This is a genomic window from Lysinibacillus sp. FSL M8-0337 (assembly GCF_038593855.1).
GTDB classification, from domain to species: domain Bacteria; phylum Bacillota; class Bacilli; order Bacillales_A; family Planococcaceae; genus Lysinibacillus; species Lysinibacillus sphaericus_D.
Genome location: NZ_CP151996.1, coordinates 3,469,344 through 3,483,553, shown reverse-complemented (window position 1 = coordinate 3,483,553; position 14,210 = coordinate 3,469,344). Strand labels below are relative to the sequence as shown.

Genomic DNA, 14,210 nt, shown 5'->3' with positions numbered 1-14,210 from the left:
GGTGTGCGTTCTGAGCAGAAGCCATAACGAAGTTCGCCATATAGCAAAAATTTATGAACACCTTTCCTCTGTTCCTTAAATTTTTTTAGTTATGTCCCAGCCTCTTTTTCTGTCTATAACAGGCTAAAAGCAGTACCATATCAGTGTAAATGATCGGAGGAAGCAAACAATGTATCCAAATTGGATTTTGCAGCGAGCGTCTATTACGCCATTACGTAGCGCTCTCACATATGAAGGACAAACTTGGACATTTCAACAAGTAAATGAGCTATCCTTAAAACGAGCTCGACAATTAACAGCACTTGGGGTGCAGCAAGGGCATCGTATCGCTATTATGGGTCCGAGTACGCCTGCACTGGTCGTTATGATGTATGCTTGTATGCATTTGCAATGTGAGATGGTGATGCTTAATCGCAGGCTGACTCAAGCTGAGATCGCATATCAATTAGAAGATTCACAAGCAACGATTGTGCTAGTCGCAGATGAGGATGTGGAAAAATTACCGTCATCCGTACCCTATCATCAATTTACGGCAATAGAAAAAGGTAAAGAGCATTATGTTGATATTGCAAAAGAATGGTCACTCAATCAAACAACATCCATTATGTATACGTCTGGTACGACAGGCTTCCCAAAGGGCGTTCGTCAAACAGTTGGCAATCATCAGGCAAGTGCTACAGCCTCTGTTCTAAACATAGGTTTACAAGCCGATGATGTTTGGTTGTGTGCAATGCCATTATTCCATATAAGTGGTTTTTCCATTTTAGTACGTTCATTGTTATACGGCAATAAAGTGCAACTATATGAGCACTTTAATGTTGATGCTATCACGCAAAATATTATGGATGGTGATGTCACCCATATGTCAGTGGTCGCTGTAACATTAGAACGCATTTTAAATACTCTTGAGTTAAACAAGGCGCAGGCTTCACCACGCTTTAAATTGATGCTAGCCGGCGGTGGCCCTGTACCAGTAGATTATCTAGAGCGAGCAAGTGCAGTGCATTTAGCAGTAGCTCAAACATATGGTATGACAGAAACTTCATCACAAACGGCTACACTGGCAAGTGAAGATGCGATGAAAAAGATTGGTTCAGCAGGCAAGCCATTGTTTTTTAACCAAATAAAAATTTCAGCACCAAATGCGCAAGGTGAAGGTGAAATTTGTATTCGAGGTCCACATATAACACCTGGTTACATAGGTCGTTTTGCAGAGAGAAGCGCAACTGTGGATGGCTGGCTTCATACGGGAGACATTGGCTATATGGATGAGGAAGGTTATTTATTTGTAGTGGATCGTCGGGCAGATTTAATTATTTCCGGTGGTGAAAATATTTATCCAGCAGAGATTGAAAATGTGCTATTGGCACATCCGGCTGTTCAGGAAGCAGGGGTATGTGGCATTGAAGATGAAACATGGGGGCAAGTTCCTATAGCTTTTGTTGTTTTAAAAGAAGCGGTTATGATGGAAAACTTAAAGCAGCATTGTGAAAAGAAACTGGCTAAATATAAAGTTCCCAAACAAATTAAGATAATCGATACACTTCCGCGCAATGGAGCAAATAAGCTGCTAAGAAGAAAACTAGCAGCGTTACTTTCAAGTGAATAACTTTCAATAACAGATTAAGCCTTTACAAATAGCATGCTAGAAGTCACTTCTAGCATGCTATTTTTTTTACTTCAAGTGTGCCAGTCACTCAAACAATTCTCAAACAATTGTATAAAGTATATGTGCCAGTCACTTACAATTTTAAAGCTTCGTATTGTGCCACAATGGCTCATGCACTATCCGTTTTTAGGCTTCTATTATTGAAATTATATTTTTTTGATTAAATTAATTATTCTTTAACATAATAAATAATGGGGGGCATAAACTATTTAGTAAAGGAGAATGACTCATATGAGAAAAACTATATATAATGTTGTCATTATATTATTTGTTTTACAAATGAGTCATGTGCAAGTATTCGCAAATTACGAATCACAGAATATAGCAACAGCTAATACAATCGAAATATTACAACAGCAAATTCAGAAAGAAGTGATGCAATTGTCTACTGAATTTGAAATTCGTTACACTGGTAAAACTTCTGAATTACAAAACGAACTAACAGAGCTTATCAAACATGCCATTTTAGATCCATATATTTTCGCCAATATTTCCAGCTTCCAATGGAAGTATGATGGCTATGCCAATAATATTGTCATTCATTTTCAATTTACTTATCATATTTCACAGGAAGAGGAGGCATTTACAGAGCAAACATTGACAACTATTGTTGCGTCTATGCATGGATTAAGCGAATTAGAAAAAATACAGGCTGCACATGATTATATCGTTTTAACAACAGAGTACTCAAAAGATAGTGTAGGAAGCCAATATTCGCCTTACACATTGCTTAGCGAAGGCAAAGGTGTCTGTCAGGCCTATGCTTTAGTGCTTTATCGAATGTTAGATATGCTAGGTTTTGAGGTGCAATATGTGCCGGGTAAAGTAGGCGAACAATTGCATGCATGGGTGTTAGTGAATTTAGATAATGAATGGTACCATATTGATGTGACATGGGATGATCCATTGCCAGATCGAAAGGGCGAGGTACGTTATAACTATTTTCTCGTTTCGGATCAGCAATTAGCAAAAGATCATACATGGGATTTTGCGAGTTTTCCTTCAGCAACAAGTGAAAAATACGCAGGTTGGCAAGAGCAAAGTAGGATTGAAGTTCTTACGCAACCATTAGCTAATCTTTTTACCCCTAATCGTGAGCTAGCCAAGATAGAAAATAATGCACTTCAAATGAAGCAATTATTAGAACAGTCTGCTCAATTACCAAATGACTTTCAACTTCCCACCAAGTATAATCAATTCTTTTTTTATGAACAACAGGATAAAGTTGTTCTACAGAGCGCTCTTATAGTCCGTCCCGTTATTGTAAAGACGAAGATAAATGGGAATGCAAGGATGAAGAGGCTTATTAGTTTTGGCAAAATTGAAAAGCGTATGCCGCAAGAAAAGTACGTCATAATAAAGGAGGTGTCCCTTATGCATTACGGGGCACCTCCTTCTTCATCTTAAACAGGTAATTCGTATCGTTGTTTTACTTGTGTTCATTTAGAGCTGTTTCTAAAGTTTGCATATTTTTTTTCATGAGAGTAAAATACGTTTCATTATTTTTCACATCATCACTTGTTAACACGCTTAAATTATGTAGGACAAGTGATTGAGCGCCAACTTCTTTTTGAATGACTTCGGCTAATTTAGATGAAACATTTTGCTCGAATAAAATATAATGAATATTTAAGTCTTTTGCTTTATCTACAATCGCAGTTAATTCCTTTTGAGACGGTTCATTTTGCGAGTTTAACCCTGCAATTGGAACTTGTGTTAAGCCGTATTGACCTGCGATGTAGCCAAATGCAGCATGCGATACAAAGAACGTTTTGTTTTGCGTTGTGTCAGCCATTGCTTTATATTCAGTGTCTAAATCTTGTAGCTCTTTTACGAGCGCTTCATAATTTGCTGTAAATGTCGCTTCTTGAGCTGGCATTTTTTCAACTAATGCATTTTTAATGGATAATGCTAAATCTTGACTAATAACAGGCGACAGCCATACATGGGGATCGACACTACCATGAGCATGATCTTCATGATCAGCATCCTCGTCATGTGCGTGATCATCTTCCGTAGTCGCATCTTCGTGCTCGTCATATGCGTGGTCATCTTCCGTAGCGGCAGCTTCATGCGCATGATCAGCTTCATCTTCTTCGTCATGCGAATGACCCGTGCTAATGGCTAATTTTTCATCAGGTATTTGAGATGCCGTAGCAACCATAGTGACATCTTCGTTGGCTAATGTCTTTTTCGTATTTTCTACAAAACCTTCAAGGCCTAAGCCAATATAGAAAAATAGATTCGCGTCAGCTAATTTCATCATATCCTTTTGCGTTGGCTCAAATGTATGCTCGTTTGTACCAGGAGGATATATAGAAGATACTTCTACATAATCGCCACCAATACGCTCTGTAAAGTAGCTTAAAGGATAGACGGTTGTGTACACAGTTAATTTATCTGTTTTCTCCGTCTGTTTCGATGATGATGACTTATCACCACAGGCAGCTGTAAATACTGCTAGTACAGCAACTAAGAAAAATAGAAATACTTTTTTCATATAATAGATACCTCTTTCAAATAGTAATGATTACGATTTGTTTTTTTAACAGTTTCTATAATAACGCACATCGGATAAAAGTACAAGAAAAAATGACCTTCGAAAATTATTTCTTTTTCGAAGGCCATTTTTCAGGCACAGGATCAAAGCCACCAGGATGAAGTGGTTGGCATTTTAAAATACGTGTCACGGTCAAAATTAGACCTTTAATAGCGCCATGCTTTTGCAAAGCTTCTAGACCGTAAGAAGAGCATGTTGGATAGAAGCGACACGATGGTGGCGTCATTGGTGAGATAAATTTTCTGTATAACTGAATGAGCCATATAAAGGGATATTTCATGCTTGTCCATCCTTGTGATGTGAATTATTTTGTTTTGGTTTTGCATCGATTGTTTGTGTAAAAAAATCGCCTTTTTTCTTGAGAATAACGATTACGGAAACACCAAACATTAGCATCATCATTGCAATCATAATGATGATTGGTAATGGAACACCCATTGTTTTCACTCCAAATTCTATTTGATATTGTTATTATAAGTGATATTGCTATAAAAGGGTTAAATTTGAACTACTCGTCATGCTGCTGAAAATTTTGCTTCGGTTTTTCGTCGACCGTATGTTTAAAAGCATAGGCGCGATTTACACTTAGAATGGTTGCGACTGTTACTAATATCACGATAATGATTGCAACCGTGATTAGCGAGGTTAAACTCATTGTATTCACTCCGTTCTTGTTCGTTATATCTATTATAAATTAGAAGCTCTAACTTAGTTGTGAAGGAAGTTTGACATTCCAGCGAATAAAATAAGCACTTAACCACCATACTATGGAAAAAGGAGTGTTATCTATGGATCGTCAACGTGTTTATTTTTCCCTTGCCCATAAAACGTATTATACAAATCCTTACGAAGGGCAATGGAATTTCGAACTTAATGTAGACAGGCAAGCATTAGATGTTTTTGAAAAAATATTTCAGCAAATGCAACTATTAGAAATTGCGAACGGTTGGCGCGCACAATTGCCTTATTTGCAATATCATTTGGATCGAGAAAATGACGAGTTAGATTTACGTTTGAAGAAAATTTATGCACTTATACATGAGTATGGGGATGATGATACAAAGCAATTTGTAGAACAACTTCCCTATTTCAATAAACGTGTCTAGCTATTGGCTAGACATTTTTTATATTTGCACAACCTGAATAACATTATGCTAGTGGAAGCGTGATAGAAAAATAATTTCTAGAAAAATAATAGCAAGTGTACTTAGTCCAACTAGCGCCATTTTTCTTTGAATAATATTTTCAAATGAATGTATTTTACAAACTGAACAACTTAATGCCACTCTTGATGGGTTGACCATTGTCATGAACGAAGAACTAACATTTTGAATGCAAGCAAGTATAGTAGGTGACAGACCTATGTGCGTAGCAGTTTCTGTTTGTAGTCGAATAAACATAGTATTGGACGCAGTATTACTGCCAGTTAAAAAGCCACCTGTTGCGCCAATTAAAGGTGTTATGAATACAAAGTATGAACCAAATGTGTTTGCAGCAGTTACGGATAGTAGCTGAATCATCTCGGCCTCTGCCATCATTTCGGAAACCACAATATATAAAAAAGTTGTTAGCAATACAGGATAACATTTATTGATTGTTAATTTGATACTATCGAAAATGGATGCCTTATTTAAACGAAAGAGCGTACAAGTAAAGAGACAAACTATAAAGAGAAAAAATCCAGGCGAATAAAGAAGCGATAATTGGAATTGATAAGACGCAATCGTTACGGTAAGCAGGCTCGTTAAAAAATCTTTAATCGGATTAATAGTTCTTGATGCGATTAATAGAGCGATTAACAATAAATAAGGAGAAATATTTTTTAAAAAGATATTAGAATAATATTGTTTGTTTCTATTTTGCAAAGAAATCATAATAAAAATAGCCGCCATCACCGTTAAAGAGCCCACTACTCCGGCAAGTTCTACACTGATGAAACGATTACAAATCCACACGCTTAAACCTAAAACTAACCCCATCGATAGTATCCGCCATTTTTTCTTTTGCATTGCTTCTTTTCCGACGCCTATGTATGTAACTAAGAAGGCAAAGTAGATATAAATAGGAATGCACATCATAGCGCTTCCAACACCTAAATCCTCTAAAGGAATGTTTCCTAATGATGCACCAATAATTGTCCCCATTGCTAACGTGCCCCAAGGTATGATACATAAACTAATTAATGCAATGAAGGAAGATTGTAAGGAATTGAAACCTAGAGCCATTAAAATAGGTGCAATAACAATGACCGCTAGACCAAAGCCGCTAACGGATTCAATTAAAGGAGAGAGCCCCAAGGCCAATAATAATACTTGGTCAATCCGATTATCAGTAGAGGTGGCAATAGAAGAAGCTATTTTTTGGATGGACCCTGATTTTTCCATTAGATGATATAATAATATTCCAAAAAATAAAACATAGGTAACTGGCAATGTTATAAGAAAACTGTTGATAAAAGGTTTAGGCAGTAATGCGATGTTTAGGTGAAAAACAGGAGAAGTAGCAATCACTGTTGTAAGTAGGCAAGCAAAAATGCCAGTGAAAATAGAAGATTTCTTTAAAATAAAAATCATAAATAAAATACTAACAAGAGGGAATAGTGCTAATACGACTTTTAACATAAAACAACACTCCTATACTTGGTTATTCACTATAGTATATTTTATTTTTACTAAAGTGTAAATATCTTATCTTGCATGAAATGATTCAAACATCTTCTAGGTTGGTTGATTGTGATTGATAATGTACAATATCATAGTAGAAGGGCTAACGAAGATAAGTTTTTAATTACATTTCACTATAGTAAAAATAATAGTAGGCGAACAAAGTAGTGAAAGGAGCTTTATTCATGGGATTTGGAAAGCAAGTAAATGTAATGAGGAAGAAAAATAAAATGACATTACAGGAGCTTTCAGCCGCAAGTAATGTGAGTGCCTCAATGCTATCTCAAATTGAAAGAGAGGAAAAAAATCCAACAATACAAGTAGCTTGTCAAATTGCAGAAGCTTTAAATACAACACTTTCAGCTTTATTAGATCAGCAGGAAAAAAGGGAGGTTGTCGTCATAAGAAAAGATGAACGACCCATTTATGTTGATGAAAAATCAGGTTTTCAACGACATTTATTATCACCTTCCGTTCCATCACGAGGTATTGAGTTTGTGTTAAATATTATTCCACCAAACAAAGAATCAGGCATATTTCCCGCGCATAAAGCAGGCGTAAAAGAGTATATTTTTGTTAAAAGCGGAAAGTTACGAGTTGAATTGGGGCATGGTGCTTTTTCTGAAGAATTAGAAGCAGGCGATTCTCTTTTTTTTGAAGCAGATACAGCGCATAGATTTATCAATATGACGAATGACGAATGCCACTATTTTCTTGTGATTGATTCCTCACAGTACATGAAATAATAAGACGAATAACATAATGAATACATTCGTGACAATATAATACGAGGAGTTGAATGGCATGTTTTCATTTCAAGATTTGAATGGATTTCAAGTGGATTTAAGCTTTACAAGAGGGGAGTTTCAAGTTGAACCAAAGCATGTCCTTGTTTTTTTAAAACATAAACAGAAATGGCTATGTACGATTCATAAGCGTCGTGGCGTGGAAGTGCCAGGAGGGAAGGTAGAATCAGGCGAAACATTAGAGCAAGCTGCCATTCGGGAAGTATTTGAAGAGACGGGTGTGCATGTGAAAAATCTTCAATGGTTTGCAGAATATGCTGTTCACGGCGAACTATTGTTTTGTAAAACAGTCTTCACTGCGGAATTTGTCAGTCAGGAGAAGATAAATTTTGATTTGGAAACTTCGGGTATGGTCTGGTTAACTGATGAAGAGTTTGCAAGCCATCCAAATTTAAGCTTCCATATGAAAGATGAAGGCATGCAAAAAATGCTAGAGGAGCTGAAGCGTTTTGACAATCAATGGTGAAATAGTTGAAAAACGTCCATATCCTTCACCGAATCCAGCTATTCGATTAACAGAAATTACGTATCTATCCCTTGGATTGCGTGTCAAAGGCTTGCTAGCAGAGCCTAAAGCAGAAGGTACATATGACGGTTTTTTATATTTGCGTGGAGGTATGCAAAGTATCGGCATGGTAAGACCAGCACGTGTTGCACAATTTGCAGCCCAAGGTTTTATCGTTTTTGCTCCTTATTATCGAGGGAATAGAGGTGGAGAAGGTCGTGATGAGTTTGCAGGTCAAGATCGTTTTGATGCAGTGCATGGGGTAGATGTACTAAAACAATTTTGCAATGATCATATCCATGTGTTTGGATTTTCACGTGGAGGTATTATGGCGCTTTGGACGGCCATTTTAAGAAAGGATATTACATCCGTTGTGACTTGGGCAGGCGTTTCGGATGCCACTGCTACATACTGGGAGAGAACCGATATGCGTCGTATGATGAAACGGATTATTGGTGGGACCCCTAACCGTGTACCAGAAGCCTATGATGCACGCACACCTTTATTTCAAGTCGAAAAGATTACAGCCCCAGTGCTAATTATCCACGGCTATCGGGATGAAAATGTAGATATTGAGCATGCAAGGCAGTTAGCATTTTACTTAGAAGATGCCAATAAGGTGTATGAAACTTGGTATGATCAACGTTTTGCCCACCAATATCCACCAGCACAAAATCGTGAAATGGTTCGTGCATTATGCGAGTGGATGAAGAAACAGTGAAAATTGTTTGAGTGCCTGGCACTAAAAAAAGACACTAAAAAAAGGGAACGAATACATCGTTCCCTTTTTGTATGCATTATTTTAATGGACCACCAAGTTTAGTGATTGCTTCAGAAACATTTGAGAATTTCTTGAAGTTGTCGTTGAATAGACCAGCAAGTTCAGCAGCTTTCACATCGTAAGCAGCTTTGTCTGACCAAGCATCGCGTGGGTTCAGTACTTCTGATGGTACACCTTCAACTGCTGTAGGGATGTTTAAGCCAAATACAGCGTCTTGAATTGTTTCAACATTGTTTAGTTTTCCGTCGATAGCAGCACGTACCATTGAACGAGTATAAGAAAGCTTCATACGGCTACCTGTACCATATTCGCCACCAGTCCAACCAGTGTTTACAAGGAATACTTGTGCGCCATGCTCATCGATTTTTTGACCTAACATTTCTGCATACACAGTTGCTGGAAGTGGAAGGAATGGAGAACCGAAACATGTAGAGAATACTGGTTCTGGCTCTGTTACACCACGTTCAGTACCTGCAAGTTTAGATGTGAAACCACTTAGGAAGTGATACATTGCTTGTTCTTTTGTTAATTTACTGATTGGAGGTAAAACACCAAATGCATCAGCAGTTAAGAAGACGATTGTTTTTGGGTGACCTGCAACAGATGGATCAACGATATTTTCGATATATTGGATTGGATAAGCAACACGTGTATTTTCTGTTAATGAACCATCATCGTAATCGCAAACACGAGTTTCAGGATCTACAGCTACGTTCTCTAGTACAGAACCGAAGCGGATTGCGTTGTAGATTTCAGGTTCTTTTTCAGCAGAAAGGTTAATTGTTTTTGCGTAGCAACCGCCCTCAATGTTAAATACGCCGTTGTCAGACCAACCGTGCTCATCGTCACCGATTAATTTGCGGTCAGGATCAGCCGATAAAGTCGTTTTACCAGTACCAGATAAACCGAAGAATAATGCTACATCACCAGCTTCTCCAACGTTTGCTGAACAGTGCATTGATAGGATACCTTGTTGCGGTAATAGGTAGTTCATAATACCGAAAATCGATTTTTTAATTTCACCAGCATATTCAGTACCACCGATTAGGATGATTTTCTTTTCAAGTGATACAATGATGAATGTTTCAGAAGCTGTACCATCAACAGCTGGATCTGCTTTAAAGTTAGGAGCTGAAATAATTGTGAAATCAGCAACGTGAGAAGCTAATTCTTCTTCAGTTGGACGGATAAATAATTGATGGGCGAAAAGATTGTGCCAAGCATATTCATTGATTACTTGAATACTTAATTGTGAATCTTTGTCAGCACCAGCAAAACCTTTAAATACAAATAATTCGTCACGTTCTTTTAAGTATTTAACTACTTTTACATATAAGTTATCGAACACTTCAGAAGAAATTGGTTGGTTTACTTTACCCCAGTCAATTTTATCTTTTGTGCTTTCTTCTTCTACCGTATATTTATCTTTAGGTGAACGACCAGTGTATTTGCCAGTTTCTGCACGAACTGCGCCATCTACTGTTAACATTGCCTCACCACGAGATGTAGCTTTTTCAGCTAATTGTGGTACTGAAAGTTGAACGTTAATGTTCCCGCCGTTTAATAATTCCTTCAGTTCGTTTGCAATTTCTACTGAATTCATCGATTAAATACCATCCTTTTTTATAGTATTCCCTTGAGTTTGAGGGAGTTTTTCTTAATTTCAAAAATAGTATAACACAATTGCTTTAATAATCTATACTAATTCAAAAATTATTTTCGAGTTTTAAATACTTTTCAACAAAACGACATAAAATAATTGACATTGTTCTACCTTTTCCGTAAGATGAGGAATTGAACGGATACTCTTATCCCGAGCTGGTGGAGGGTCAGGCCCTGTGAAACCCGGCAACCTGCATGAACTATTTCACGACATGCGTTGGTGCCAACCTGATGCAAGGGGATACCCCTTGAACGATAAGAGTGAAAGGTTACGCAGTCATTATTCCTTTCCTCATGTTAAGTACACGTGAGAAAAGGATTTTTTTTATTTTTAAAATGAATGTAAAGGTAAGTATGTGCAATTCTTTCCTTATTATAATGACGGATCTTTCGAAATCCTCATGTTAAAAGCAACAACGGCTTGAGAGTTCAATCCTTTAGGAGCGGACTTGACATGGGTAATGAGTACCGTATTAATTTCGCAAATACTATTTGTAAGAGTAATAGGAGGAAAACCAAATGACAAACCGTCGATTGTTTACATCAGAGAGTGTAACAGAAGGACATCCAGATAAAATTTGTGATCAAATCTCGGATGCTATTTTAGATGCCATTTTAACAGAAGATCCTAATGCCCGTGTAGCGTGTGAAACAACAGTCACAACAGGCTTAGTATTAGTAGCAGGAGAAATTACTACTTCTACTTATGTAGATATTAAAGGCATTGTGCGTGATACAGTAGCAGAAATCGGCTATACACGAGGCAAGTATGGCTTTGATGCTGAAAACTTAGCTGTACTAGTCGCAATCGGAGAGCAATCACCTGATATTGCCCAAGGTGTAGACCAAGCATTAGAAGCACGTGAAGGTTCAATGACAGATGCGGATATTGAAGCGATTGGTGCAGGTGACCAAGGATTAATGTTCGGTTATGCATGTAATGAAACACCTGAATTAATGCCTTTACCAATTAGTTTAGCGCATAAATTGGCTCGTCGTTTAACAGAAGTACGTAAATCAGGTGAATTAGCATATTTACGTCCAGATGGTAAAACGCAAGTAACAATTGAGTATGATGAAAACAATGTCCCTGTTCGTGTTGATACGATCGTTATTTCAACTCAGCATGATGAAGAAGCAACACTTGAACAAATTCAAGCAGATTTAAAAGCATTAGTAATTGCTCCAGTAGTTCCTAGTGAGTTATTAGATGCACAGACTAAATACTTCATCAACCCAACTGGTCGTTTTGTTATTGGTGGTCCAAAAGGAGATGCTGGACTTACTGGTCGTAAAATCATCGTTGATACATACGGTGGTTATGCACGTCATGGTGGTGGTGCATTCTCTGGTAAGGATGCTACGAAAGTGGACCGTTCAGCAGCCTATGCAGCTCGTTATGTAGCGAAAAATATTGTTGCAGCTGGTTTAGCAGAACGTGCAGAAGTACAGCTTGCTTATGCTATCGGTGTAGCGCAGCCGGTATCGATTGCCGTTGATACGTTTGGTACAGGACGAGTAAGTGAAAGTGAAATCGTAAAATGGGTTCGCGAACTTTTCGATCTACGTCCAGCAGGCATCATTAAAATGCTTGATTTACGTCGTCCAATTTATAAACAAACGGCTGCATACGGTCACTTTGGCCGGACAGATTTAAATGTACCTTGGGAAAATACGGACAAGGCAGATGCACTAAGAGAAAAAGCGAGTTTATAATTTGTTTTATCAAGAACATTCGATTTGGTAATGAACAAACGTAAATGTTTTATTGAAAGGGGCTAGCTAGTGGCCCCTTTTTATCTTGCCTTTCGCATTTCTTCTTACTGCTACTAGGTCGGGGAGAAATGCACCTTCTATTTAAATTGTGAAGGCAACTAGTGCTCTCTAATCAAGTGAAAGACTTAAGCGCACTTTACGTAAGTGATTGAAAAAATTCGCTTTCTTCCCGTACGTCTAGCATACAAGATGTACTGTAGGCGGTTGGAAGAAAATTGCGAATTTATTTCATAAAGAGTTGTTTCGTATTTAAACACCTACAACTATGGGGCAATGTGCCCGAATTGAGCAACCATTATTTTTGAAGAGATTTGTAATATTGTCCTTTTTCCGCGTATTCTCTAACGATACGTTCCATATCTTCTTTATCTTCAGCATTTAATTCACGTACAACTTTCGCTGGACGTCCTAATGCTAAACAATTGGGAGGTATGACTTTACCTGGAGGGACAAGACTACCCGCACCGATAAATGCACCTTCTCCTATCTCTGCCCCATCTAACACAATTGATCCCATACCAATTAAGGCATTTTTTCGAATTGTACAGCTATGTAAGGTTACTTGGTGTCCAACTGTTACTTCATCTTCGATTATTAATGGATATTTTGGACTTTGATGTAGACAACAAAGATCTTGGATGCTTACTCGTTTACCAATAATTGTAGGGGATACATCGCCTCGAATCACTGTATTAAACCATATTGTTGTCTCTGCTCCAATCGTTACGTCTCCAGTAACGGTTGCATAGTCAGCAATAAAAACTGATGGATCGATTGTAGGTGTTTTGTCTTTAAAAGGATAAATCATGCTAATCGCCTCTTTTCTTTCTTTGATGTAGTATTATCGTATCAAATACGCAATTTTATGCAAATATAATTTTATAATGGTACGAATATTTCGTTATAATTATTGTGTAACTAATTATTTAGGAGGACTATGTGAATGTGGAAATGGGAAGCTGATGGACAAGCGAAGGCTGTGATTGCTATTGTTCACGGTGCATATGAAAACCACCGTTGGTACGCATGGCTGATTGAAAAACTTAGAATGGAAGGCTTCCACGTAGTCATGGGCGATTTACCGAATCATGGGGCAAATGCGAAACTATCACGTGTCCATGATGAGGACTTTAAAGAATACAACAAGTATACTAGGCATTTAATTGAAAATGCCTTTTCATATAATTTGCCAGTATTTTTAATAGGGCATGGACTAGGAGCAACGTTAATACTGCATACAATGCATAAGAGAAAATATGAATGTGCAGGAATTGTCTTGACCTCACCTTGGCTGCAATTGAACTTACAGCCTGGAAAATTATCGAATGCATTAACGAGCTTAAGTGCTTTGACGGCAAGTGTTAAGATGACACATGATATTACTTTCGACAAGTTATCACGTAGTGTCGAAGGTAGAGATGAAATGAAGGACGAGTTTCCTTTTATGTCTGTCATCTCAGTAAAATGGTATCGTGAGTTACAACAGATGATGCGCAATTTAGTGATTATGCCGAAAGCAGAGTTTCCAAATACCCCTATGCTTATTATGACTGGAGAAAGAGATAGCATTACAGAAACTAGACAAACACGTAATTGGTTACACCAGCAGGAGTTTGCAGAATTCCAATTTAAAGAATGGGCAAAATGCTACCATAATCTGTTCCATGAAATAGAGAGAGATGAGATTTTTTTCTATATCCGTGATTTTATTAATAATGCTTTGCGTAGAATTGGTTATATAATTCGATAGAATGTTTCCCCTCCGAAAAATATTGTTGAATAAGATGT

The 14,210-nt window shown here is 37.6% G+C and carries 15 protein-coding genes and 1 riboswitch; of the genes, 8 read left to right on the top strand and 7 right to left on the bottom strand.

All coding sequences use genetic code 11. The features are described 5' to 3' along the window. Positions 1-169: 169 nt before the first annotated feature. Complete coding sequence (locus MKY08_RS16790) at positions 170-1,609, top strand: o-succinylbenzoate--CoA ligase (RefSeq protein ID WP_069513926.1); 1,440 nt, start codon at positions 170-172, stop codon at positions 1,607-1,609. A 291-nt stretch (positions 1,610-1,900) separates the two neighbouring features. After that, positions 1,901-3,076, top strand: coding sequence for a transglutaminase domain-containing protein (locus MKY08_RS16785; protein WP_069513923.1), 1,176 nt, complete (start codon positions 1,901-1,903; stop codon positions 3,074-3,076). 22 nt (positions 3,077-3,098) lie between these two features. Here MKY08_RS16785 and MKY08_RS16780 read toward each other — a convergent pair whose 3' ends face one another. The 4 genes from MKY08_RS16780 to ytzI form a co-directional block, all read right to left on the bottom strand. Beyond that, complete coding sequence (locus MKY08_RS16780) at positions 3,099-4,169, bottom strand: zinc ABC transporter substrate-binding protein (protein WP_069513920.1); 1,071 nt, start codon at positions 4,167-4,169, stop codon at positions 3,099-3,101. A gap of 106 nt (positions 4,170-4,275) precedes the next feature. After that, the gene (yidD, locus tag MKY08_RS16775; RefSeq protein ID WP_069513917.1) at positions 4,276-4,509 is read right to left on the bottom strand and encodes a membrane protein insertion efficiency factor YidD; all 234 of its coding nucleotides are present in this window, start codon (positions 4,507-4,509) and stop codon (positions 4,276-4,278) included. After that, positions 4,506-4,667 carry a hypothetical protein gene (locus MKY08_RS16770; protein WP_162832724.1) on the bottom strand — a complete coding sequence of 54 codons (162 nt, stop codon included), beginning with the start codon at positions 4,665-4,667 and terminating at the stop codon, positions 4,506-4,508. The genes yidD and MKY08_RS16770 overlap by 4 nt, the downstream gene beginning before the upstream one ends. Before the next feature lie 70 nt (positions 4,668-4,737). Then, positions 4,738-4,884 carry a YtzI protein gene (gene ytzI / locus MKY08_RS16765; RefSeq protein WP_103976058.1) on the bottom strand — a complete coding sequence of 49 codons (147 nt, stop codon included), beginning with the start codon at positions 4,882-4,884 and terminating at the stop codon, positions 4,738-4,740. A 133-nt stretch (positions 4,885-5,017) separates the two neighbouring features. On the opposite strand from ytzI, the gene MKY08_RS16760 reads away from it, so the two are divergent. Then, complete coding sequence (locus tag MKY08_RS16760) at positions 5,018-5,335, top strand: hypothetical protein (protein WP_024363697.1); 318 nt, start codon at positions 5,018-5,020, stop codon at positions 5,333-5,335. Between the two features lie 48 nt (positions 5,336-5,383). Here MKY08_RS16760 and MKY08_RS16755 read toward each other — a convergent pair whose 3' ends face one another. Beyond that, positions 5,384-6,850 carry an L-lactate permease gene (locus MKY08_RS16755; protein WP_069513914.1) on the bottom strand — a complete coding sequence of 489 codons (1,467 nt, stop codon included), beginning with the start codon at positions 6,848-6,850 and terminating at the stop codon, positions 5,384-5,386. 227 nt (positions 6,851-7,077) lie between these two features. On the opposite strand from MKY08_RS16755, the gene MKY08_RS16750 reads away from it, so the two are divergent. The 3 genes from MKY08_RS16750 to MKY08_RS16740 are packed head-to-tail and all read left to right on the top strand — an operon-like array spanning position 7,078 to position 8,924. Next, entirely contained in the window at positions 7,078-7,638 is a 561-nt protein-coding gene (locus tag MKY08_RS16750) for an XRE family transcriptional regulator (protein ID WP_024363699.1), read from the top strand. Between the two features lie 58 nt (positions 7,639-7,696). Next, positions 7,697-8,164, top strand: coding sequence for an NUDIX domain-containing protein (locus MKY08_RS16745; protein ID WP_069513911.1), 468 nt, complete (start codon positions 7,697-7,699; stop codon positions 8,162-8,164). Then, positions 8,148-8,924, top strand: a complete 777-nt coding sequence (locus tag MKY08_RS16740; RefSeq protein ID WP_069513908.1) for a prolyl oligopeptidase family serine peptidase — start codon at positions 8,148-8,150, stop codon at positions 8,922-8,924. Before MKY08_RS16745 ends, MKY08_RS16740 begins: the two co-directional genes overlap by 17 nt. 76 nt (positions 8,925-9,000) lie before the next feature. Here MKY08_RS16740 and pckA read toward each other — a convergent pair whose 3' ends face one another. Further along, positions 9,001-10,587 (bottom strand): phosphoenolpyruvate carboxykinase (ATP), encoded by a 1,587-nt coding sequence (pckA, locus tag MKY08_RS16735; protein WP_069513905.1) that lies wholly within the window; start codon positions 10,585-10,587, stop codon positions 9,001-9,003. 202 nt (positions 10,588-10,789) lie between these two features. Next, positions 10,790-10,908: riboswitch (SAM riboswitch) on the top strand. Positions 10,909-11,165: 257 nt separating this feature from the next. On the opposite strand from pckA, the gene metK reads away from it, so the two are divergent. Further along, positions 11,166-12,362, top strand: coding sequence for a methionine adenosyltransferase (gene metK, locus MKY08_RS16730; protein ID WP_025220354.1), 1,197 nt, complete (start codon positions 11,166-11,168; stop codon positions 12,360-12,362). A gap of 355 nt (positions 12,363-12,717) precedes the next feature. On the opposite strand, the gene MKY08_RS16725 is transcribed toward metK, so the two are convergent. Then, positions 12,718-13,230 (bottom strand): gamma carbonic anhydrase family protein, encoded by a 513-nt coding sequence (locus MKY08_RS16725; RefSeq protein ID WP_024363704.1) that lies wholly within the window; start codon positions 13,228-13,230, stop codon positions 12,718-12,720. 135 nt (positions 13,231-13,365) lie between these two features. Here MKY08_RS16725 and MKY08_RS16720 point away from each other — a divergent pair, with 135 nt between their 5' ends. Then, the gene (locus MKY08_RS16720; protein WP_069513902.1) at positions 13,366-14,172 is read left to right on the top strand and encodes an alpha/beta hydrolase; all 807 of its coding nucleotides are present in this window, start codon (positions 13,366-13,368) and stop codon (positions 14,170-14,172) included. The last annotated feature ends 38 nt before the right edge of the window (positions 14,173-14,210 follow it).

Bases quoted from the DNA above. Each gene is read 5' to 3' on its own strand.
- MKY08_RS16720 (WP_069513902.1), top strand. From the start codon at position 13,366: ATGTGGAAATGGGAAGCTGATGGACAAGCGAAGGCTGTGATTGCTATT.
- metK (WP_025220354.1), top strand. From the start codon at position 11,166: ATGACAAACCGTCGATTGTTTACATCAGAGAGTGTAACAGAAGGACAT.
- MKY08_RS16750 (WP_024363699.1), top strand. From the start codon at position 7,078: ATGGGATTTGGAAAGCAAGTAAATGTAATGAGGAAGAAAAATAAAATG.
- pckA (WP_069513905.1), bottom strand. From the start codon at position 10,587: ATGAATTCAGTAGAAATTGCAAACGAACTGAAGGAATTATTAAACGGC.
- MKY08_RS16780 (WP_069513920.1), bottom strand. From the start codon at position 4,169: ATGAAAAAAGTATTTCTATTTTTCTTAGTTGCTGTACTAGCAGTATTT.
- MKY08_RS16725 (WP_024363704.1), bottom strand. From the start codon at position 13,230: ATGATTTATCCTTTTAAAGACAAAACACCTACAATCGATCCATCAGTT.
- MKY08_RS16790 (WP_069513926.1), top strand. From the start codon at position 170: ATGTATCCAAATTGGATTTTGCAGCGAGCGTCTATTACGCCATTACGT.
- ytzI (WP_103976058.1), bottom strand. From the start codon at position 4,884: ATGAGTTTAACCTCGCTAATCACGGTTGCAATCATTATCGTGATATTA.
- MKY08_RS16755 (WP_069513914.1), bottom strand. From the start codon at position 6,850: ATGTTAAAAGTCGTATTAGCACTATTCCCTCTTGTTAGTATTTTATTT.
- MKY08_RS16745 (WP_069513911.1), top strand. From the start codon at position 7,697: ATGTTTTCATTTCAAGATTTGAATGGATTTCAAGTGGATTTAAGCTTT.
- MKY08_RS16760 (WP_024363697.1), top strand. From the start codon at position 5,018: ATGGATCGTCAACGTGTTTATTTTTCCCTTGCCCATAAAACGTATTAT.
- MKY08_RS16770 (WP_162832724.1), bottom strand. From the start codon at position 4,667: ATGGGTGTTCCATTACCAATCATCATTATGATTGCAATGATGATGCTA.
- MKY08_RS16785 (WP_069513923.1), top strand. From the start codon at position 1,901: ATGAGAAAAACTATATATAATGTTGTCATTATATTATTTGTTTTACAA.
- yidD (WP_069513917.1), bottom strand. From the start codon at position 4,509: ATGAAATATCCCTTTATATGGCTCATTCAGTTATACAGAAAATTTATC.